18 protein-coding genes are annotated in these 22427 nt (G+C 46.6%); 6 read left to right on the top strand and 12 right to left on the bottom strand.

All coding sequences use genetic code 11. From position 1 onward, the window contains the following. Window positions 1-82: 82 nt before the first annotated feature. From guaA to KGF65_RS04445, 4 genes are all read right to left on the bottom strand, one after another. Window positions 83-1639, bottom strand: a complete 1557-nt coding sequence (gene guaA / locus KGF65_RS04460; RefSeq protein WP_003637971.1) for a glutamine-hydrolyzing GMP synthase — start codon at window positions 1637-1639, stop codon at window positions 83-85. Between the two features lie 93 nt (window positions 1640-1732). Then, the gene (gene coaA, locus KGF65_RS04455; RefSeq protein WP_050339050.1) at window positions 1733-2662 is read right to left on the bottom strand and encodes a type I pantothenate kinase; all 930 of its coding nucleotides are present in this window, start codon (window positions 2660-2662) and stop codon (window positions 1733-1735) included. A 198-nt stretch (window positions 2663-2860) separates the two neighbouring features. Further along, window positions 2861-4333 (bottom strand): glycoside hydrolase family 1 protein, encoded by a 1473-nt coding sequence (locus KGF65_RS04450; RefSeq protein WP_216748414.1) that lies wholly within the window; start codon window positions 4331-4333, stop codon window positions 2861-2863. Window position 4334: 1 nt separating this feature from the next. Then, window positions 4335-6200 (bottom strand): glucose PTS transporter subunit IIA, encoded by a 1866-nt coding sequence (locus KGF65_RS04445; RefSeq protein ID WP_101873930.1) that lies wholly within the window; start codon window positions 6198-6200, stop codon window positions 4335-4337. 159 nt (window positions 6201-6359) lie between these two features. Between KGF65_RS04445 and KGF65_RS04440 the strand changes: the two genes are divergently transcribed. Further along, window positions 6360-7112 carry a MurR/RpiR family transcriptional regulator gene (locus KGF65_RS04440; RefSeq protein ID WP_101873931.1) on the top strand — a complete coding sequence of 251 codons (753 nt, stop codon included), beginning with the start codon at window positions 6360-6362 and terminating at the stop codon, window positions 7110-7112. A 100-nt stretch (window positions 7113-7212) separates the two neighbouring features. On the opposite strand, the gene KGF65_RS04435 is transcribed toward KGF65_RS04440, so the two are convergent. Both KGF65_RS04435 and helD read right to left on the bottom strand, forming a co-directional pair. Then, window positions 7213-8142, bottom strand: a complete 930-nt coding sequence (locus KGF65_RS04435; RefSeq protein ID WP_216748413.1) for a nitronate monooxygenase — start codon at window positions 8140-8142, stop codon at window positions 7213-7215. A 571-nt stretch (window positions 8143-8713) separates the two neighbouring features. Next, window positions 8714-11020, bottom strand: coding sequence for an RNA polymerase recycling motor HelD (helD, locus tag KGF65_RS04430; RefSeq protein ID WP_216748412.1), 2307 nt, complete (start codon window positions 11018-11020; stop codon window positions 8714-8716). A 205-nt stretch (window positions 11021-11225) separates the two neighbouring features. Here helD and KGF65_RS04425 point away from each other — a divergent pair, with 205 nt between their 5' ends. Next, window positions 11226-11894 (top strand): DedA family protein, encoded by a 669-nt coding sequence (locus tag KGF65_RS04425; protein ID WP_165861054.1) that lies wholly within the window; start codon window positions 11226-11228, stop codon window positions 11892-11894. Window positions 11895-11940: 46 nt separating this feature from the next. Here KGF65_RS04425 and KGF65_RS04420 read toward each other — a convergent pair whose 3' ends face one another. From KGF65_RS04420 to licT, 3 genes are read right to left on the bottom strand one after another with little or no spacing between them, the layout of a single operon-like run. Further along, window positions 11941-13449 carry a glycoside hydrolase family 1 protein gene (locus tag KGF65_RS04420; protein ID WP_101873935.1) on the bottom strand — a complete coding sequence of 503 codons (1509 nt, stop codon included), beginning with the start codon at window positions 13447-13449 and terminating at the stop codon, window positions 11941-11943. A 14-nt stretch (window positions 13450-13463) separates the two neighbouring features. After that, a complete protein-coding gene (locus KGF65_RS04415; RefSeq protein ID WP_101873936.1) occupies window positions 13464-15323 on the bottom strand; it encodes a PTS beta-glucoside transporter subunit IIBCA in 1860 nt (619 codons plus the stop codon). 48 nt (window positions 15324-15371) lie between these two features. Then, window positions 15372-16214, bottom strand: coding sequence for a BglG family transcription antiterminator LicT (gene licT / locus KGF65_RS04410; RefSeq protein WP_101874328.1), 843 nt, complete (start codon window positions 16212-16214; stop codon window positions 15372-15374). Between the two features lie 265 nt (window positions 16215-16479). Here licT and KGF65_RS04405 point away from each other — a divergent pair, with 265 nt between their 5' ends. From KGF65_RS04405 to KGF65_RS04390, 4 genes are all read left to right on the top strand, one after another. Then, on the top strand, window positions 16480-17421 hold the full coding sequence (locus KGF65_RS04405) for a GrpB family protein (RefSeq protein ID WP_101873937.1): 942 nt from the start codon (window positions 16480-16482) through the stop codon (window positions 17419-17421). 21 nt (window positions 17422-17442) lie between these two features. Beyond that, entirely contained in the window at window positions 17443-19299 is a 1857-nt protein-coding gene (locus KGF65_RS04400) for a monovalent cation:proton antiporter family protein (protein ID WP_216748784.1), read from the top strand. A gap of 70 nt (window positions 19300-19369) precedes the next feature. Then, complete coding sequence (locus tag KGF65_RS04395; protein WP_003637961.1) at window positions 19370-20026, top strand: histidine phosphatase family protein; 657 nt, start codon at window positions 19370-19372, stop codon at window positions 20024-20026. 14 nt (window positions 20027-20040) lie between these two features. Continuing rightward, the gene (locus KGF65_RS04390; protein ID WP_216748410.1) at window positions 20041-20766 is read left to right on the top strand and encodes a histidine phosphatase family protein; all 726 of its coding nucleotides are present in this window, start codon (window positions 20041-20043) and stop codon (window positions 20764-20766) included. Window positions 20767-20878: 112 nt separating this feature from the next. Here KGF65_RS04390 and KGF65_RS04385 read toward each other — a convergent pair whose 3' ends face one another. From KGF65_RS04385 to KGF65_RS04375, 3 genes are all read right to left on the bottom strand, one after another. Next, entirely contained in the window at window positions 20879-21103 is a 225-nt protein-coding gene (locus KGF65_RS04385; RefSeq protein WP_088769930.1) for a hypothetical protein, read from the bottom strand. 422 nt (window positions 21104-21525) lie between these two features. Further along, window positions 21526-21840, bottom strand: coding sequence for a multidrug efflux SMR transporter (locus KGF65_RS04380; protein ID WP_101873941.1), 315 nt, complete (start codon window positions 21838-21840; stop codon window positions 21526-21528). 140 nt (window positions 21841-21980) lie between these two features. Beyond that, the gene (locus tag KGF65_RS04375; RefSeq protein ID WP_003637958.1) at window positions 21981-22418 is read right to left on the bottom strand and encodes an NUDIX hydrolase; all 438 of its coding nucleotides are present in this window, start codon (window positions 22416-22418) and stop codon (window positions 21981-21983) included. Window positions 22419-22427 lie beyond the last annotated feature (9 nt).

Raw genomic sequence — 22427 nt, 5'->3', positions numbered from 1 at the left:
AAAAGAAACTTATCGTCCATCAAAGTGGATTGCATCATTGAACACAATCCAATATCTAGCTTGTTAAAAACAACTGTGGGGGCTACTCCCACTCGATCGTCGAAGGCGGCTTGCTCGTCACATCATACACGATGCGGTTGACGTGATCAACTTCATTGACGATCCGGACGGAGATCTTTTGCAAGACGTCCCATGGGATTCGTGCGAAGTCGGCGGTCATGCCGTCGATTGAGGTTACGGCGCGGATACCGACTGTGTAGTCGTAAGTCCGACCGTCGCCCATGACACCGACTGACTTGATGCCTGGTAAAACGGTGAAGTATTGCCAGATATCGCGGTCTAAGCCGGCTTTTTTGATTTCATCGCGTAAGATGAAGTCGCTATCGCGGACGATTTCTAACTTATCTTCCGTGATTTCGCCAATGACTCGAATTCCGAGGCCGGGACCTGGGAATGGTTGACGCCAAACAAGGTCAGACGGCATGCCCAGCTTTTCGCCGAGTTCCCGTGCTTCGTCCTTGAAGAGCGTCCGGAGCGGTTCAATCAACTTGAACTGCATGTCTTCTGGCAACCCACCAACGTTATGGTGTGATTTGATCGTTTGTGCTGTGGAAGTCCCACTTTCGATAACATCGGTATAGAGCGTTCCTTGAGCAAGGAATTCCATCCCGTGTAACTTAGTGGCTTCTTCGTCGAACACTTGGATAAATTCGTTACCAATAATCTTACGTTTCCGTTCAGGATCACTGACACCAGCGAGTTTGCTTAGGAAACGGTCCTTGGCATCAACTTTGATGATGTTCAGGCCGAATTTACCTTCCAGGCTCGCCATCACTTGGTCAGCTTCGCCCTTCCGTAACAAACCGTGGTCCACGAAGATACTCGTTAATTGGGTGCCGATTGCCTTGTGCAAGAGCACACCGACCACGCTCGAGTCTACCCCGCCAGAAAGGCCTAGTAAGACCTTCTTGTCACCAACTTCTGCGCGGATCTTTTCAATCTGCATATCAATGAAATCATCCATTGACCAGTTGGCTTCAGCTTGGCAAACGTCAAACGCAAAGTGCCGTAGAATATCATTACCGTAATCGGTGTTCCGAACTTCTGCATGGAATTGAATCCCATACAACTTCCGGTCAACATCTTGAATTGCCGCAATTGGACAGTTCTTAGAAGTTGCCACCACGTCAAAGCCATCTGGTGCTTGAGTGACCAAGTCACCATGACTCATCCACACTGACTGTTCAGCTGGCGTATCCTTGAACAAGGTTGCCGAGTCGCTCGTCACGTTGATGTTTGCCTTGCCGTATTCACGGTTATCAGCTGATTCAACCTTCCCGCCCGCAAGCGTATAGGTCATCAGTTGCATCCCGTAACAGATTCCCAAGATTGGTAAGCCCAAGTTGAAAATCTCCGGGTCAACCCGAAAGGCGCCATCATCGTAAACACTGTTGGGGCCACCTGAAAAGATAATACCTTTCGGGTGACGGGCCTTGATTTCTTCAGCGGTAATCGTGTTCGGAAGTAGTTCCGAATAAACGCCGAAATCACGAATGCGCCGGGTAATCAATTGATTGTACTGACTACCGAAATCCAATACCAAAATGGAATCGAAAGACGCGGTATCCGTTTTTGCCAAGTTGTTCACTCCTTTGGATTAATTAATGCTCAATAGGTCTATCATACTGATTTCTAAACGTTCGGTCAACAAGTATGAGAAATTTCTTAGGCGCTAATATTTGCGGAAATACACGGCATCAATCACGTGGTGTGCGACTTTGTGTAAAATTAAATCCGCACGATTACGCGTTGGTAAGATATAATCATTCAAGTTTTTCAAATCAACCTCTTCCCAGACGCGCTCAGCCATCGCCATCGCGTCCTTGGGATCCCCAATCGCCCATGGATAGAAGTAGTTGGACGGGTCTTGAAACGCCGTCTTCATCAGCGCTTTGAACCGTTCCAAATACCAATCTTCAATCAAATCCGCATCCGCATCGACATACACTGAAAAATCAGTAAAATCACTAATGTAAATCGCCTGATTCGTCGGCAGCTGCAACACGTTGATGCCTTCGATAATCAAAATGTCTGGGTGCGTGATCACATCAAAGCGATTCGGGACGATGTCATACGTCTGATGCGAATAAACGGGGGCCTTGGCCAGCGGTTTGCCACTTTTCACGTCGTTCAAGAATTGAATCAACCGCGGCATGTCATAGCTTTCCGGAAAGCCCTTGCGTTCCATCAATTGCATCTTCTTCAACTCGGCATTCGGATATAGAAAACCATCCGTCGTAATCAACTGGGTACGCCGGTCCGGATACAAATATTTAAATAAAATTTCTAATAGTCGCGCGGTCGTCGTTTTCCCCACCGCCACACTACCCGAGACGCCAATAATAAATGGCGACTGGCGGTTTTGGCGGTGCAAGAACACCGACTCAGTCTCGCGCCATGATAAGTAGTGCTCATATTTAGCTTGCAATAAATGCGCGAATGGCATGTAAATATCACGGACATCATCCAAGCTGATCCGGTCATTAAACGCCTTGATTTCATGCAAATTAGCTGCAGTTAAAGGAACTTGGTGCTGATTGTTGCGGTAAAATTGCTTCCACTGTTCACGTGAGAAGCGATAATAGTTCATCTGATCTTCCATGATTTTGTCTGCCACCATTACTCAATTAATGGATAGATTATAACATGAAAACCTTATCAATCGCTGGGTGAAATTTTAATTGTGGGGCGAATTTTGTGGGAAACTATCGAATCCTCATCCGATTTTAGCGTAGTGAACACACCCCAACGAAAAAGCACCTCCAATCACGGAGATGCTTCAAATTATTCATCCATTTATCTATTCACTTAGCGCTGCACCATTAGTCGCAATCACATGTTTCATCCACTGGTAAGACTTCTTAGGTGTTCGTTCCAGCGTTCCATGACCCTTATCACCCATATCAACGTACACAAAGCCATAGCGTTTCTTCATCTCACCGGTTGATAGGGAAACCAAATCAATTGGCGCCCACATGGTGTAACCGAGACATGGTACATGGTCGATATTGATTGCATCCGCCATCGCCGATAGATGGTCGCGTAAATAGTCGATTCGATAATCATCTTCGACATAGTCGTTGGCATCCGCCTCGTCAACAGCACCCATCCCATTTTCAACAATAAAAATCGGCTTCTGAATGCGGTCATAGATTTCATTCATGCAGTAGCGTAGCCCCAGTGGATCGACCGGCCATCCCCAAGGTGTATTTTCCAAATAAGGGTTTGCGCTACCACCGACGTTAAACCAGTCATCGCCGGACTTGGTCGTATTGGAACGGTAATAACTAAAGGCGATATAGTCGAGTTGCCCACGATTTAACGTGTCCGCATCTTCCGGTGCCATCTCCAGCTTCTCAACGCCATGCCGCTGCCACAATTCTTCAGCGTAGTTAGGATAGTAGCCACGTCCCATCGTATCAACAAAATACCAATTTTCTCGCCGCGCTTGCAAATGATGAAACATATCTTCAGGTTTGCAAGTGGCCGGATAAAGTTCGCTCATGGCATACATCGCACCAAATTGACTCTTTGGCATTAATTGGTGACCCAACGTAACCGCCTTGGCTGAAGCAACGAACATATTATGCGCGGCTTGGTAGCGATCCTGACCACTCGCTTTTCGAACCCCAGTCGGGCCAAAACCGCGGACTGCGTTGATTTCATTAAAAGTTAACCAATAACGACAGCGGTCACCAAAATTTTCAAACAACGCTTTCGCATATTTGACATACGCATCAATCACGTGCCGTGACGTCCAACCGTTATACTTCAGCGCTAAATGCATCGGTAGCTCATCGTGACAAATGGTAATCAGGGGTTCCATATCATACTTCGCCATCTCATTGATTACATCATTATAGAACTGAATTCCGGCCGCATTCGGTTCATTCTCCTCACCGGTTGGAAAAATTCGACTCCAACATACGGAAAACCGGAAGACGTTGAAGCCCATGCCAGCCATCAGCTTGATATCTTCTTTGTAATGATGATAAAAATCCACCGCCTGATGACTTGGATAATACTGATTATCTAAAAATACGGGTTGGGCTTCTTCTGGAACATCTTCTGCCAGAATAAACGAACTCTTCGGCGTAATTAACTGACCATCTGGCATGCGAAGTGTATGATGCCGGGGCGCATTTTTAGAGCCATCGGTTTCATAATCATGCGATAGCACGCCGCGGCCGCCTTCGTTAAAGCCACCTTCATATTGAAAATCAGCGGTCGCCCCGCCCCACAAAAAATCTGCTGGTAATTGTTTGGTTGTCATATCAATTCGTCTCCTCATCTAATCTTGTTCCAACTTTTACACGACCCTGACGCTGCAGCTGAATCGTTTGACCATTGGCATTCGTCACGATCAACATCGTCGTTAAATCATAGCCCTGCTTTTGAATCGCACTCCGATCAACCCGAACAATCGGTTGACCAGCTCGAACAGTTTCACCCTGTTGAACTAATACATCAAAACCAGCGCCTTTTAAATTAACGGTATCAATCCCGATGTGTACGAGCAATTCAACGCCGGTTGCGGTCACGATACCAAACGCGTGCCCGGTGGGAAACATTGTTGCTAAAGTCCCATTGGCTGGTGCGCAGATAAAGTCGTTGTCTAATCGCAGCGCCACGCCATCACCCAACACGCCACTGGCAAAGGTTTCATCGTTGACTTGACTCAAATCACATAATTCCCCATCACTAACAGCAACGATGGCATCATCCGGATAGGTCGTTTGAACGGGTTCGGTGACTTTTTCTGCCGGTTGTTCATCGATTCCCAACACATACGTCACGATAGCAGATGTGACGATAGCCACGACGATTCCGATGACCATCGCTAAAACAGTTTGCTGGAAAATTGGTAATGCGAGTAAATTGGAATATCCCATCACGTAGGCTTTCGCGCCCAGAATGCTGGCGACCATTCCACCGACAAAACCCCCGGCCATCACGCCATACATCGGTTTGCGGTATTTTAAATTGACGCCATAAATTGCCGGTTCAGTCACTCCAGCCACGATACAACCCACCGCTAACGAGATACACTCACTTCTGAATTGGGCATTTTTGGTCCGCGCTGCCACCCCTAAGTTAGCGCCACCTTCGGACATATTATGCAAAATAAACGCGGGTCTTAAAATGGCATCGTAACCTGGATTGCTGAGTAACTGTGTCATAAATGGGGCTAAGGCCGTGTGCATCCCCGCCATGACCATCCACGGTAGTGCCGCAGCTAATAGTCCGACCGCCAAAGGACCAACAGTGCTGTTCAAGAACATGAAAACAGCTGCGATAACTTGCCCGAGCATATTTCCTAGTGGTCCAAGAATCAAATATCCGAGCGTACCAGCAATAAAGATTGTTCCCATGCCGACCAGGACCGACCGAAAGATACCAGGAACAATTTTATTCAAATACTGTTCTGCATAGTACGCCACCACCGCAATCAGCAACGCGGGCAATAACGTTGAACCGTATGATAGTAAGCTGACATGTACGCCAAATAACATGACATTTTTGGCGCCTTCAGTGACCAAACTGGTGTAATTGCCGTGCAATAGTGCAGCCGTTGCAACCATGGCATATACCGGTGTGCCACCCAATTTGTTTGCCGCACCATATGCCACAATGATTGGCATGAAGTAGAATGGCGCGTCTGCAATCGCAGACAGCAACATATACGACGGCGTCTTTGAGTAAGCGCTATCAATAAACGTCACAATTAGTAATAGCACCACTTTTAACATCCCACCCGCAATCAAGCCAGGAATGAGTGGCGTCACTGACGCTGAAATAAACCCGATAAATTTACTGCCCCAGTTCTTCCAAGTCAATGGTTCCTTCTTTTGCGACAAATCATCCAAATTCTCATCGACGGTTGCGCCTGCTGTGACACTGTAATTCTTCACGATTGCCTCATACGTTGGAATTAAATGTTGGCCCAGAATGACCATGTATTGTTCACCGGCGTATACCACACCGAGCACACCATTCAAATCTTCTAGTGCTGCCTTGTCTGCTTTGCTGACGTCTTTCAAGTTAAAACGTAAGCGTGTCATACAATGATTCACCATCTGGATATTTTCTTCACCACCGACATTTTTAACGATGGCCGCAGCTAACTTTTGATAGTCCATTGCCGTACACCTCTTTTTGACAAAATTACCATTCCGTTTTGATAAATTTATCATACCATCACGACAAAATTGTTGTCAATAATAATTTTGATAATACTTTTTGACAAAATTATCAGTGCTGAGTACACTTGAATTAAAATTACACTCAGGAGTACCCTCATGACTATCATTGAAAGTATCAAACAACACCAATCCACATTTTCAAAATCTGAACAAAAAGTCAGTGCCTATTTGCTGAAATACCCTGAACATGCCGAGACCTTCACGATCACGAAACTGGCCGACCGGGCTGGCACATCAACTTCAGCGGTATTGAGATTCTGCCAATCACTGGGCTTCCAGGGGTTTAAAGACTTTCGATTTGAAATGATTGCCTATCTACGGCAGCAACGGCAAAAACAGGCCCCCACAAGTGGCAACAGTCAATTCCTCAATCAATACTTAGCGGCCATCACTCAGTTACAAGACCTTGACCAAACGGCCATTCATCAGCTGATTAAGGCACTGCTCAATCCTCAAATGACTTATTTGCTGGGCATTCACTACTCTTCGCTCCCAGCTAAACAACTCTTCTGGGGATTGGCGGACCTTGGCTTGCTGTCTGAATACGCCTATGACTATATTAACGCGGCTCATATCACTAATACGATGCGGCAGGATTCGACCCTCGTCCTATTTTCAATCAGTGGCACAAAAGCGAACTTCAACCATTTTCTGGCGGCATCAGCCACTAACCTGCCTAAGAATTCCTTTTTAATTACGATGAATGCAAAAGCCGAGTTAGCGGACTATTTTAAACATACCATCGTCCTCCCCGGATATCAGTCCTCTAATCGCTCAGTTGTTGATATGCAGGCGATTTCGATGATATTTGTTGAATATCTGCTTAATCTGATTCACGAACAGGCCTAACTCAGCGCAATCACCCTAATCCAGCGCACAACAAAATCGCGCATCACTGTCAAAAAACAGTCATGCGCGATTTTCATTCACGGCCGGATTTTCATTCACGCTAATTAATCGTTAATCCCGCAGCGACCTCGTTGGCTTCACTAAACAGGTCAGCGATAATATCCTTGACCGGCCGAATCGTCGTCAACATCCCCGCGACTTCACCAGCCATTGGCGTCCCATGGGTCATATCGCCCTCATTGACCGCTTTGGCAAACGAGCCATCGGCCAAGGCGTGCAACTTTTCAGCGGGCGCATTGCTTTGTTCTAATTGCAAATAATCTTCCAACATCGGGTTACGCAACGCACGGACGGGATCGCGCTGACTGCGACCAGTAACAATCGTATCGGTATCGCTGGCCGCCAAGACGCGTTGTTTGTAACTCGCGGGTACTGGGCACTCTTCGGCGGTCAGGAAAATCGTCCCACACTGAACCCCCTGTGCACCAAGGGCAAACATCGCTGCGACTGAACGGCCATCACCGACCCCACCAGCCCCAACTACTGGAATATCCACGGCGTCCACGACCTGTGGCAATAGCGCCATTGTCGATGTCTGGCCAATATGACCGCCAGACTCTTGACCTTCCGCAACGACCGCATCCGCCCCAGCTGCGACCATCTTATGGGCATGGTGTACCGATGCAATCACCGGAATCACCTTGATGCCCGCTGCATGCAATGGTAGAATGTATGACGTCGGATTGCCGGCGCCAGTCGTGACGACTTTGACCCCCTCGTCGATAATGACTTGAGCCAATTCGGGGCAATTCTTCATCTGTAACATCAAATTGACACCAAAGGGTTTATCCGTCATTGCTTGCGTGGCCCGAATCTCCGTCCGCAATTGCTCAGCTGATAAGCCCGCTGACCCTAGCACGCCCAGACCACCGGCTTCAGAAACCGCACCGACGAGCTCATGGGTCGCAATGTGCATCATTGCGCCAGAAAAAATGGGATATTGAATGCCTAACATTTCAGTAATTGACATGGTTAAGTCCTCCTCAAATCACTTGCCATTGTCACAAAGCTTGTTTGACTTTTCACGACGTTGACCATCTCGACCAACAATTGTCGCTGAGTGATTTCAAATTTATAAGTTAATTCTACAACTTGTAAGCCAATAATGATAGCGCTTTATTCACTTTAGATTCACCGAATTCAGCCTAACGTTTCGGTCCAGCAATTAATTACTTTTCTCACAATCCTCGAGCGTTTTACAGACATCCCCGCCACCCAGGTTACGCGCCCAGACCGACGATTCGCATCTACAGTGGCCATTTCAAACAGAGCGTTCGTCGCTAAAAAGCCCCTCTCAAGCAATCCACTAGCAGTGAACAATTCCCCTCAGGCTACCGGGGCACAATCCAAAAGTCCCCCCTCACAGGAAAACAGGTAACCGCCTAAAAGTCTCCCCACAAACGGTCGCCACTAAAAAAAGCACCATCACCACGCGGGTAACAGTGCTTCAGCCTAACAGCCAGGACGCATCTTATTTTTAATACCTCTTAGCTTTACTGTCTCTCAGTTCTAATTCATCATAATCTGAACAAGTCTGATTTTTAAACCTTAGCCTCATCCAGCGTATACAATTGCTCGTCAACGCAGGCCAATAATGGTGACAGTTCGCCGACCGCCACGATGGTTAGTTCATGCATCGCCCGGGAGCAGATCGTGTACAGTAATTGACGCTCATCTTCACGCTGATAATTGGTCTTATTAGCGTTCCATACGATGACCGCGTCGAATTCTAGCCCCTTGGCCAAGAAGGATGGGACCACGATGACGCCAGGCGCCAACCGCTGATTTTCAGTTTGAATCAGTGTGACCTGTTCGCCACGGGCTTTGAGCGCCTTAGTTAACGCTTCGCATTCGGCTAAGGACTTGCCGATAATGGCCGTCGTATCCCGTTCTGAATCGTTCATCGCTAACTGGTCGATGACCTGGTCGACACCCGCTTCAAAATCAGGTGTGACGCAGACATTTGGCCGGTCGCCTTGTCGATCAAAGGCCGTTACCGCTTCACCATTGACCAAGATTTCCTTAGTAAAGTCGGTAATCTGTTGCGTTGACCGGTACGACTTAGTCAGCTGCACGACTCGAGTCTTTTCAGGGTCAAAGAGCGTCGCTAATTCACTAATCAGTGAATGACTGTTTTCCTTAGTAAAAATCGCTTGGTTCAAGTCACCGAGCATCGTGAAGCGCGCTTGTGGGAAGCTGAACTTCAAGAATGCCAGCTGAAAGGCATTGTAGTCTTGAATTTCATCCAAGAAGACGAACCGAATATCGCGCTGTCCGCGTTTACCAGTCATCAAGTCATGCAAGTACATGTACGCTGAAACGGTGGTCAATGAGATGTGGCGGTCCTTGATTTCTTGTAGCTTCTTCTCGACCGTTGCATCCCAATCCATCGCTGAAATGCCGTAATCAGCTAGTTTGATAATCTTCGGTACTTCGCGTAAGAAGTGGGCGTATTGCATGTTGATACTCAGGAAGCGGTTGCGGACAATTTGGGTCCGCGCCTTCCCTAAACGTTGCATGACGATTTTACGTGCCAGGAACTTGAATTCCTTATCGCCGTTCTTGAATTCTCGCGGTTGGTTACCGTACAACTGGTTGATTTCTTCACGCGACAAGTCTTGGACCGCTTCTTCGACCCATTTAGAGCGCATCTCAGATTCGACCTTGCGATTCAAGATTTTGATCAATTCTTCCTTCGTCGCGGATAACCGGTTGCCAAGATGGTAGTTTTCGTTGAACGAGTAGTAGATTTCCTTAATCTTTTCCCGGAAAATAATCACCTCATCGTTCAAAGTAATATTACGAAAACGCATGTCAGATTGTTCCAAATGCCGGCCGTACGTTGTGACTGCGTTGAAAAAGGCTAAGCTGCCTTCCAGCTTCGTGATTTTAGCCATTTGCGGCGTATTTTCAGTTTCAAACCGCTGTTGCAACGTCTCGACTTGCATATGGGGCAAACGATATGACGCATATTGGAAGTACGTCATTTGCACCATGTTTTGCTCACCAAGTTCTGGCAACACTTGGTTGATATAATCATTAAATAATTGGTTCGGTGAGAATAGGATCACTTGGCCGGCCGTCAAGTTGCCGCGGTAGCGATACAGTAAATACGCCACGCGTTGGAGCACGGACGACGTCTTCCCAGAGCCAGCTGCCCCTTGGACAAACAGTAAATCTGAGCTGGTATCACGGATGATCGTGTTTTGTTCCTTTTGAATCGTCGTAACGATGCTCTTCATCTTGACGTCCGACTTCTCGTCCAAGACTTCCAGCAACATCGAATCACCAACGACCTCATCCGTATCATAAACCGTCAAAATTTGGCCATCTTCGACCATCAACTGACGTTTCAGCTTCACATTGACGGTCTGTTCCCCATCCGGCGTCTGATACGTCACATCACCCAGGCCGCCATCGTAATAAATACTGGAAATCGGTGCCCGCCAGTCATAAATCAGAAAATGGTCGGGCGTGTCGGAAAATGAGCTCAAGCCAATATAAATCGTTTCAGACTTTGGTTCACCCTTTTCATGAAAATCAATCCGAGCGAAGTAAGCATTCTTCTCTAACTTTTTAAGCGTGGATAACTGCTTAGTCGCGTGTTTCCAACTATTTTGCCGTTCATCCATCATTTGTTGTTGCTGCCGCACGGATAATCCGGTCTCCATCATGCCTTCGTAACTATCCGTTTTAATGTTGATGTTATTCAGCAAGTCCCGCTTGATATCAGCCTGATCCTGTTCCGAGCGCGTAATGGTCTGGCTTTGTTGTTCTTCAGCCACCTTAATTTTTGCGACGACGTGATCTAAGTGTTCCTGTTCTGCAGCTTTAATTGACTTAGCCATTGAACGCCCTCCATTCCTAAATATCGAACAATAATTTTATCACTATCCGCGACGCGACTCAATTAATAACCCATGAAACCAGCCGCTTTTCGCTTTTTCGCGTAAAATTGTTTGAACATTTGGTTACCAAAGTTATGAATGTGTTAAACTAAAGTAAATGTAACCGATTACATCTGTTTTTTCATGGCCACAGCAGTTATACTAAATGCAACTTAAATTGGAGGTGTTGCCGTTGGTCAATTTACTTACCAGTCTAACCCATTTGGAACAAAGCATTGGGCCCTTACTCACAACGCTTGGAAGTTGGAGTTACATCCTATTATTTGCCGTCATTTTCCTTGAAACTGGGATGGTCGTATTTCCATTTCTCCCAGGAGAATCGCTGATTTTTCTCGCTAGTACGATGGCCGCGACGCACAGCGATGCCCTCAGCATTCAAATCTTAGTGCCGGTCTTCTTTGTTGCCGCCGTCATTGGCGACACGGTCAACTTCGAAATTGGCCGCCACTTGATTCGATTACCATGGCTCCAACGGCACCTCCCGCAGGACAAGCAGATCAAAGCGCAACACTTCTTCACCAAATACGGGGCCAAAGCTGTCATGTTTGGCCGCTTCGTCCCACTAGTTCGGACTTTTGTACCACTGAGTGCGGGTGCTTCTAAAATGCCACAAGCATCCTTTGCCTTCTGGAACCTGATTGGGGTCGGCATCTGGGTCAGCGTCGGTTGCTCACTCGGCTACTTCTTCGGTTCCATCGACTTTGTGCAGGAGCACCTCTCACTGTGCTTCTTAGGCATCATGGTGGTCGCACTGGTTCCCGCAATGCTCGCCGCGGTGGTCAAAACGATTCGGCAACGGACGGTTTCTCAATAGGTTAGCGAAAACAAGAGGGTTGCCTTTTCGAAGGCAACCCTCTTGTTTATGAGCATTGTAACTTTGTATCCGCTTCTTGCAGGTAGTTAACCGGAATCTGAGTACCATAGCTCAATAGTTGTTGATACCAGTAATAACTATCCTTTAAGTAGCGGTTATAGGTACCGTCACCATTATCATCTAAATCAACAAAAATCAAACCATACCTTTTTGACATTTGATTTGAAGACGCTGATATCATATCAGTCGTTCCCCATATACAGTAGCCCATCAATTCAACGCCGTCATTCGCAATAGCAATCAACATCTGGCGTATATGTTGACGCAAATAACTTATTCGATACGTATCGTGTACTCGTAAATCAGGCCCAAGTTCATCTACGGCGCCCAGTCCATTTTCAACAATAAACAGCGGCTTTTGATAACGATCATATAAGTCAATTAATGATAGCCGGAGTCCAACAGGATCAATTTGCCATCCCCACTCACTCTCAGGCAAATACTGATTATAAACGCCAATAGTGCGATTAGCCTTTGTTACAGGCAACCCCGTTGTATCACTTGCCGTACAAATGGATGAATAATAACTAAATGCAACAAAGTCTGCGGTATTTTCTGCCAACAGTTTTTTATCATTAGAGCCAAACTTTATCTTGATTCCGTCAGCTGTCAACTTCTCCAATAGAAACGCTGGATATCTGCCACGAACTTGAATATCACTAAATGCATAGACATCGCGCATCGTTTGAGTTGCCGCTAACACATTATCAGGATCACTATTGTATGGATAAACCATGGTTCTGGTTATCATACTTCCAACTTGCATTTTTGGATAGTTTTGATGACAGTACGCAACCACTTTTGCTGCCGCAATAAATTGATGATGCATGGCTTGATAAGTGACCGTCTTAAAGTTATCTTCAGGAAAACGATCTGCAACTAATCCCGCTGACGAAAATGGATGCCTGATAATACTATCAATTTCATTGATTGGTATCCAATACTGCACATACTGATGCAAATAATCAATGACCGTTTTAGCATACCGCTCAAAGTAATCAATTACTCTGCGATCATACCAAGAGTCATACTTTAGCACCAAATTCAAAGGCATTTCATAGTGTGATAAAGTCACTACCGGCGTGATATGATACTTGGCTAATTCTTTTACAATTGCCAAATAAAAGTCTAATCCTGCTTGGTTAGGTTCCGTATCATCACCATTTGGAAAAATACGTGCCCAACTAATTGAGAAGCGATACGTGTTGATACCCGTTGCTGCTAATAATTTAATATCCTCCCGATAACGATGATAAAAATCAACACCATGTCGCTTTGCCCAACCTTTTGTCGAATGATCAGCCAACGCAAGTTCAATTTCATGACTGTCCATTTGATTAACAGCTTGATAATCATTTGTATCTATTTTTGGTCGATAGCGCATACAGTCAGCAATTGACATTCCTTTTCCGTCTTCATCCCAACCACCTTCCACTTGATTTGCGGCAGTGGCAACTCCCCACATAAAATTCGGTGCCGTCTTGAAATAATCCATTGTAATTCCTCCAACTATGCCAGCATTAACAGGTTATTACCAACTTTTACAGATTGATTCGATTCCGGTACAGGCAAGACTTCTAAGAAATCCTTTGTATTTAATACAATAATCATCACGGTAGGATCATACCCGGCAGCCTTGATTTTCTCCAAATCAAATTTCAATAGTGGCTGTCCTTCATGAAAGCGTTCACCTTTCTTGACTAAGGTTTCAAAATACTTGCCGTTCAATTCAACCGTATCAATCCCGACATGAATCAACAAATCAGCATCATTATCCAAATGAATTCCAATTGCATGGCTAGTGTCAAATACTGCGGATGCAATACCATCGGCCGGTGCAACGACCAGGCCTTCACTCGGAATCACCGCGATACCGTTTCCCATAACACCACTCGCAAATGTCTCGTCGTTCACTTCACTTAATTTCCGTGTTTCACCGACAACTGGACTGTTGATTGTATGTTTAGTCGTTACTACCTTATTAGCCTCAGCTTGTTCTTTTTTTGTCGTCTCATCACTCACTGGATCATCAAATCCAATGAGCCAAGTGGCAACAAAGGTTGCGATACTTGCAATAATAATGGTTGCAACGGCTAACACAACAAAGTTTTCCGTCTTCGAGACCCACATCGGTAGACTCAACAATCCAGGGGTAACATAAATAAATGCCTTCATTTTCATAAATCCGGCAAACAATCCGGCAATGGCACCACCAATCATCGCACCATACATCGGCTTCTTTAGCTTCAGGTTAACACCAAACATTGCAGGCTCGGTAATACCACCTAAATAAGCCGTAACTGTCGAAGAAAGTGCTAAAGCGCGTAATTGCTTATTTTTAGTTTTTAATCCAACTGCTAATGAAGCTGCAGCTTGGGACATGTTTGAGCAAAGTGCGACCACTCGGATGATTGGGTCAAATCCTTGTGTTGCAACTAGTTGAATACTGATTGGACTCAATGCCTTATGAATACCAATCGAGACCAACCATGGATAAGCCGCTGCTAATAATGGAATGGCAATGAAGCCAGCATGTTCATACAAGAACATACTTACAGCTGCAATTCCCATAGAAATCAAGTTAGCAATCGGTCCAAGAACGATAAATGTTAAAGGGGCCGTTATTAACATGATCAGCATTGGCTCAGCGAACACTTTAATCATTCCTGGCGTAATCTTTTTAACAAACTTTTCAATATATGACATCATCCAAACGGACAAGATGGCCGTAATCAAGGTTGATGAGTATGAGACCAGCTGAACAGGGATGCCAATAAAATGAACTGCCTTGCCAGCAGTAACTAGCGCAACCCAATTCGGATTAACGGTGACTAATCCCATAAAAGCACCTAAGAATTGATTCGTTTTAAAAATCTTTGCAGCTGAGAATCCGATGAATGCAGGCATAAAGAAATAACCAGTGTCAAAAATAAGGTTCAACATCTGATACGTCTGGCTCTTCTCGCTGAGAATTCCAGATAACGTTAAAATCAACAGGAGTACTTTTCCCATCCCGGCACCAGCCAGCAAAGGAATGGCGGGTGCAATTGATCCTGTAATGGTACTGATAACCTTATCGAACAGACTCCTGTTATCCTTTTGGTCACCATCATCGGGCTCACCGTCAAGCTGCAGCTTATCTACTAATTCGTTGTACACATCCTCAACATTGTTTCCAATAACTAGCTGATATTGGCCAGCTTTTTTGACCACTTGCAATATTCCGGCAATTTCAGAAACTTGGGTATCATTGGCTTTTGACTCATCTTTTAAAACAAATCGTAGCCGAGTTGCACAGTGAACGACTGACTTGATATTCGATTTGCCACCCACACCTGCAATGATTTTTTCATTCATTTCATCATACATTTCTTTATCCTCCTCATGTTCTTGAAATCTTCTCAAGGCCCAGCTCAATCATGTCTTATCTGTTATTCTGGCGATATGAATCGTCATGTATAGCAAGTCTTCATTAGTAAGCGTGTAGTCGTAATTTTGCTGAATAAATGCTTTTACCTTCATCGCACACTCATAGGCCGCAACCTTTTTCCCCTTAATAACCGCTAACATATCATCACTTAAATCACCAATGACTCGTTTATGGCTTTGATCCATCATGTACTGCCAAAAAAACTTCAAGTGTGTCACAAATCGATTATAATCAAGCGAGTCACGATCAATTTCCACCGATAATTGATAGGTCACGATGCTCGTCACTTTTTTGACAAAATTAATCACTTCATGAAATTCGTCAAGACGGTCACCAAGCTCACCACTGATGATATGCAGTGCAATAAATCCGGCTTCATCATCGGTCAACTGAACCTGACAGTCTTCATTGACTAAACGAATCGCCCATTGCCCAATTCGGTATTCTTTAGGATAATAACTACGAATCTCCCACAAAAACTGATTGGTTAACGATAATCCAGACTTAATTCGATCAACGCTTGACGAAATATGATCGGTTAAAGCAATAAACACACTGTCTGTTAATTTAATGTCACTATCCATCTGCGCTTTATCAACAATCTGTTTGGCAATTTGAAAAAACTGCACTGGAATCTCATTAATCATGTCTAGGATCAATTTACGATCTCCGCGACTTGCCGGCATAAAGACCTTATAAATCTTTGTTTCGTCAACGGTCTCATTCGGATGCTTCCCGTAAGCAATCGCCTTTCCAATCACAATCATTTCTTGATGTTTTGAGTTATGCGTAATAATGGCGTTATTATTGAGAATTTTTTTGATTTGCATTTTTTCATCCCCATTCCATTGCGAATTTTCCATAAAAAAAGCCCACTTAGCCCATTGACTAAGCGGGTTTTGTGTAGCGCCTAAACATTGCTATTACAATCCCAATTAATTCGTTCTTTTATCTACAAATAATGATAGCGCTTTCCAAGGCGTGCGTCAACTATCCTCTTCAATTTTATTTTCCTCCACCCCCACACGTCTTTCCTTTTCAAATTCAGCCAAAAAGTGTATCCTTTCAATGACTTAAACAAAGTGGAGGGATTGGATGAAAACGACCAAATTAATGGCTTATCAAGCTGAATGGCAAGCACAAGCCGTCCATTATCAGGCGTTGCTCAGCCAGCAGCTTGGGGCCAACTTATTAAAACACAGCCACGTTGGCAGTACGGCCATGCCACAGCTATTGGCACGGCCAATGATTGATATTGCGCTACTCGTGGAAGACGCCACGGCGGCCATCGCCAAACTTGCAGCGCAACCCGTTGCGGGGACGAACCAAACGTATGCGGTCGTGCTTGACGGTCAGTTGATCCACGTGATCATCACGACCGACGCCGACCAGTACCACCAATTACTGACCTTCCGCGACTATCTCAACGCCCATCGCACGGACGGCCGGAAGTATACGGCGATTCGGCAGAAGGCGGCGAAAGATGATGCCACTTATCTACAAACCAAGGCGGCGTTTATGGCCAGCATCAACGACAAGGCCCAAGACTGGCTGCGGACCAAGGATTTACATGAGCACCATGACCGGACCGTGCGTGCCGAGCTGGTGAACATGTGCCTGATTACCGACCCGCAGACGGGTAAAGTCCTTGTCGAAAATAAAATCGACGCGCAATGGTCTGGGTTGACCTTCCCAGGCGGCCACGTCGACCCTGGCGAATCCCAGGTAGCGGCGATCAAACGTGAAGTCTTGGAAGAGACTGGTTTGACCGTCGAACATCTCAAGCTTGTTGGCACGGTCACCTGGGTCGAAAACGATGCTGGCGATGTCTCGCTCGGGACGCTTTACACCACCAGCCAATTTCATGGCGACCTGTTAGTCGGCTCTTACGAAGGCGCCATCAGCTGGCAGCCCCTGAGCGCCTTGACGCCTGACAAGTTGGCGCCGGGCGTCGATCAGATGTTAAAAGTCTTGACCGACGACCAACTTAGCGAAGCCTTTTGGGGCGCGGACGACGATCAACTACGTGTGTACTAAAACGAATCGAGGGATTATTTCATGGATCAAGTTTCCTTAGTCATTATTCTATTAGCGGCCCTATTAATTCCGCTCATTATGGCTAAATTCAAAATCAACAGCCTGCCCACCGCGGTGATGGAGATTATTATTGGGATTATTCTCGGGCCAAGTGTGTTCAATTTTGTGAACACCTCCGATTTGATTTCTCAACTATCGACGATTGGAGTCATCGTCCTGCTGTTTCTGAGTGGGTTGGAAATCGACTTCAGCTTATTTAAAAAACGGCGTACAGAACTCACGCCACTGGAACAGAAAAACGCGGTCAACACCCCAAAGTATTCACCGGTACGACTGTCCGTTTACGCGTACGGAACAATCGTCGTGTTGTCGTTGGGACTAGCCGCGGCATTTAAAGCCAGTGGCCTCTTCAGCGATTTCTGGCTCGCTACGATTTTATTCGGGACGATCTCTCTGGGTATCGTGATTGTCGCCTTAAAGGAACAAGAACTACTGAGTAAGGCGTTTGGGCAAACAGTGCTCTTGATCTCCGTCTTCGGTGAACTCGTGCCCATGATGGGGCTAACGCTTTACGCCTCCGTCTATGGCAGCAATTCACAAAGTCTCTGGTTACTGCTACTGATTTTAGCGGTCGCCGCCCTACTGCTCTTGCGGTTCAAGCCATTTTTCCGCTTCTATCAAAATATTAATAAGTCAACGACGCAGCTCGACATCCGCCTGGCATTCTTCCTGATCGTCACAATGGTCACCGTGGCGGAATCAGTGGGCGCCGAAAACATCCTGGGCGCATTCGTTGCCGGAATCGTGTTGAAACTGCTCAACCCGAGCGAAACGACCCGCGAACGTTTGGATGCGATTGGCTACGGCTTCTTCATTCCGATCTTCTTCATCACGACCGGGGTCGACTTGAACTTGCGGACCTTGCTGACGAGTGGCAAGACGCTGTTACTGATTCCACTGTTCTTCTTGGCCTACATGGTCGCCAAAATTGGGGGCTTCTGGATTTTAAAACTACGCTTCAAACAGGCTAACGCACTAGCTGGGACCGCCCTGACCGCGACAACGATGACGATGGTTTTGGCCGTCTTGCGGGTCGCTAAGTCGATGAAGACCATCACGACCGACCAATCTGGCGCCTTTTTACTAGCGGCGCTCCTGACTTGTATCGTTTCACCACTGATTTTTAACAAGCTGTATTCGGCTGAAAAAGAAGACCTGGTCAAGACGTCCGTCCACTTCATCGGTGCCAACTTGAGTACCGTTCCCGTGGCTCAGCAGTTGCGCAAGGGCTGGTACGACGTGGCGATGTATACCAATCATCCGGAAAATTACCAGACTTACCACGCGCAAGTGCCCGTCACCTTGATGGAAAACTTTTCAGCGCAGGACTTACAGGACCACGGCGTCTTCGATACGGACATCTTGATTCTCGGTCACATTGACGCCGAACGGAATTACGAGCTCGCGAAAGCCGCCAAAAGCTATGGTGTGCGCCGTATCATCGTCCGTTTTGAAGACCGCAACGTCTTGAACGAACATGAAGATGAACTGCGCGAACTCGGCGTCGAAGTCTACAATACGCCAGAAGCCAACATTACGTTGCTACGAGCATTGATTGAGTCACCATCGACCTTACTGTTGCTCAATGATACCGAAAACAGTATCTACGAAGTGCGCGTTCTCAACCACCGTTACACGAATGTTCAGATTAAAAACTTACAATTTGCCAAGGATGTAACGATTAGCCAAGTCATCCGCAACCGTAAACTAATTGCACCAAATGGCAACACGACCATCATGTACGGCGATCGGCTGATCTTTACCAGTAACAAGCAGAGTGCGGCTCAAATTCGCCAAGCCTTATCAACCGCTAATTAAAGCCGGCTGATTTTATGGTAGAATGATGACATTGTGTCTAAGTTTTGAACATTAAGCAGTGGAGGTTATAATGGCAACTTTTTCCGTTTACATGATTCGTCATGGTCAAACTTACTTTAATAAGTACCGCCGGATGCAGGGCTGGTGCGACTCCCCGCTCACCGCTGTCGGTGAACAGGACGCTCGGAATGCAGGTAAAATGCTCAATGGCATTGATTTTGACGCCGTTTACGCCAGCGATATGACGCGGGCGATGCGCACCGCTGAATTACTGCTGCCAGCCAGTGGTAACGCTGATTTGACGGTCGAACCGATGGCGGCCTTCCGAGAAGCCTTTTATGGTTACTTTGAAGGTGACGACACGTCACAGACTTGGTTCATGGTCGGTGCGCCCCACCAAGCGCCGAGCCTCTCTGAAATCATTGCCCAGTATGGGATTGAAAAGGCCAAGGACTTCTGCAAGGAAGCCGATCCTTTTCACCGTGCTGAGAATAACGATGAATTCTGGCAACGGGTCAACGGCGGCCTCGATGCCTTACGTGCCAAACACCAGGATGGTGACAAAGTGCTCGTCGTTAGCCACGGCAACACGATTTATAGTATTGCCAGCCGCTTTGCGACGTTAACTTCGCCCGAACGGCCTAAAAACGGCAGTGTCACGAAATTCACGATCAGCGATGATACCGTTTCGTTAGACTACTTTGGTCGCAAAGACCATCTCGACTAAGTAAGGAGTAAGCAATGGCGCAATTTTCAATTTACTTTGTCCGGCATGGACAGACGTTTTTCAACTTATATAATCGGATGCAGGGTTGGTCGGATTCACCGCTGACTGACTATGGTCAAAGTACCGCGACCAAGGTCGGTCAAGCCCTCGCAGACACGCATTTCGATGCTTTTTATAGCAGTGATTCCAAACGGGCCATCGACACCGCGCACCTCATCCAGCGGGCGATGGGCACCGAAGCGCAACCGCTTAAGACGCTGATGAACTTCCGGGAAGTCTTCTACGGCTACTACGAAGGTGATGATTCTAGTCGGACCTGGTCACTAATTGGGCACCAATTCGGCGTGACGAGTATGCACGAACTTTTGGCCCACGTGCACATCGACCAGACGCGCGACTTAATGCGCGAACTTTTGGCCCACGTGCACATCGACCAGACGCGCGACTTAATGCGCGAACTTGATCCATGGCACGAAGCTGAGGACAATGCGATGTACTGGGAACGCATCAATCAAGGGTTTGACTACTTGAAAGCCCATCACGACCACCACGAAAAAGTGCTCGTCGTGACCCACGGCACCACGATTCGTAGTATGGTCGCACGCTTCGCCCCTGAAATCGACATCACGCAGGGGCCCAAAAACGGCAGCGTGACCCGTATCGACGTGGACGGCGACCAAATCAAAGTCGTTGACTACGCCCAGGACTTAGCTGACGTGAAAGTCAATCAACACCTATAATTCAGCACATTAAACGAAACGCTCGCAACCAGTCAGTGGTCGCGAGCGTTTTTAGGTTGACTTCTAAAATATCAATTGTTGGCAATGAGGCTGTATTTAGCCCCACAGCCGTTTAGCGCGTCTTGCCTGAATCCGAACTATTTTTCAAGAAAGCAAGCACGTTCTTTTTATTCGGTTTCATACCTCCTGCGACGAACGCAACGATAACTGCAACGGCGGCAAATAAAAGTTCCCATGCTGACCAGTGAAAAACAACGGTTAACACTAGCATCACAGAAATTGCAATCAACAACACGGCATCGCGTGGACCTAAATTAAAAACTGGAAAGATCATCAGACGTCACTTCTTTCAAAATTTGAGAACCATTGAGTTAACTCAACTAGGTAGATACACGGAATTGACCGCCGAAATTAAGGCAACCTTCCGAGCCATTGCGTGTCGCAAGTGGTAGACACGGTAAACGCCTGGCATCTGTGGGTTTATCGCTGTCGGAAGCCGTCTAAGACGAGGTTAGACCGCCATCCATCTCTCAAGTTCATTATACCACCGTTTGCATTGCGTGAAGCGTCGTTTATGAAATCGTTTCCTATCAGGCCGAGGTCTTCACTGACGAGCAGGCGGAATCGCAATGAAGGCAGCATTATCAATCGCTGGTCATTGAATCAAGGGCAGTTTCAGTTGTCAAACCAACTAAACCACGCGTTTGTCTGATAAACATCCAAGCCAGTCACCCAACGTGGAAGTCTGGTGTCCTGCGCCTAACTCGTGACTTTGATGCCAATAATACCGATGACCAGCATGGCGATGAAGACCCACGTGAGCGGCGCAATCGTATCCTTGAAAAAGACTAAGCCGACAATGATTGCGCCGACCGCCCCGATACCGGTCCAAATCGGATAGGCAATACTTAACGGTAAATGTTTGGTTGCTAACGCTAAAAAGCCAAAGCTTAGAATCATCCCAACCACCGTTGCGGCCGCGTAACCCAAGTGGCTGAACCCATTACTTAACTTCATCATTGTCGCCCAGACGACTTCAAAAATCCCTGCAATTACTAAATAAATCCATGTCATCATCAATTCCTCCTCGAAAAAAAACGGACAACGCCACGCGGCTTCCACAATGACCTAAGGAAGCGGCGTTAACGTTGTCCGGTGACAAGTTTGTTTAATATTTCAGTCCACTATAGCAAATCCAATTCAGGTGGTCAAGTCTATTCACCCTTCAACATCCATTTGGTCAACGGCGTCAGTGGTGACGGTAAATCATCAAGGTCAAAGAACGCGGCGGTACTCGTTTCGTCAGTCGCCTGAATGAGTTCCCCGCCAGTCGTATTGGCGCGGTACAAAGTCGTGACGCTATCAATAACATCGCCGTTGGGGTATTGATAGTGCATGTTGGGACCACTGAAGACGTCGATCAACGTCAAATCACCGACCGTTAACCCCGTCTCTTCTTTTAATTCACGGCGGGCCGTCTGCTGGACCGTCTCGCCCGGCTCCGTGGATCCCGCGGGCAAACCCCAACAATGATTATCCGTCCGATAAATCAGGACAATTTTACCGGTTGAATTCTGAGCCATCATTGCGGCACCCGCCACGACTAACGGCAGATGACCGACCCGTTTGCGTAAATCAAGCACATATCCCAAGATAAATTC

Source organism: Lactiplantibacillus sp. 30.2.29, from assembly GCF_018991255.1.
Classification (GTDB): Bacteria; Bacillota; Bacilli; order Lactobacillales; family Lactobacillaceae; genus Lactiplantibacillus; species Lactiplantibacillus pentosus.
This window is presented reverse-complemented; position numbering and strand designations above follow the sequence as displayed.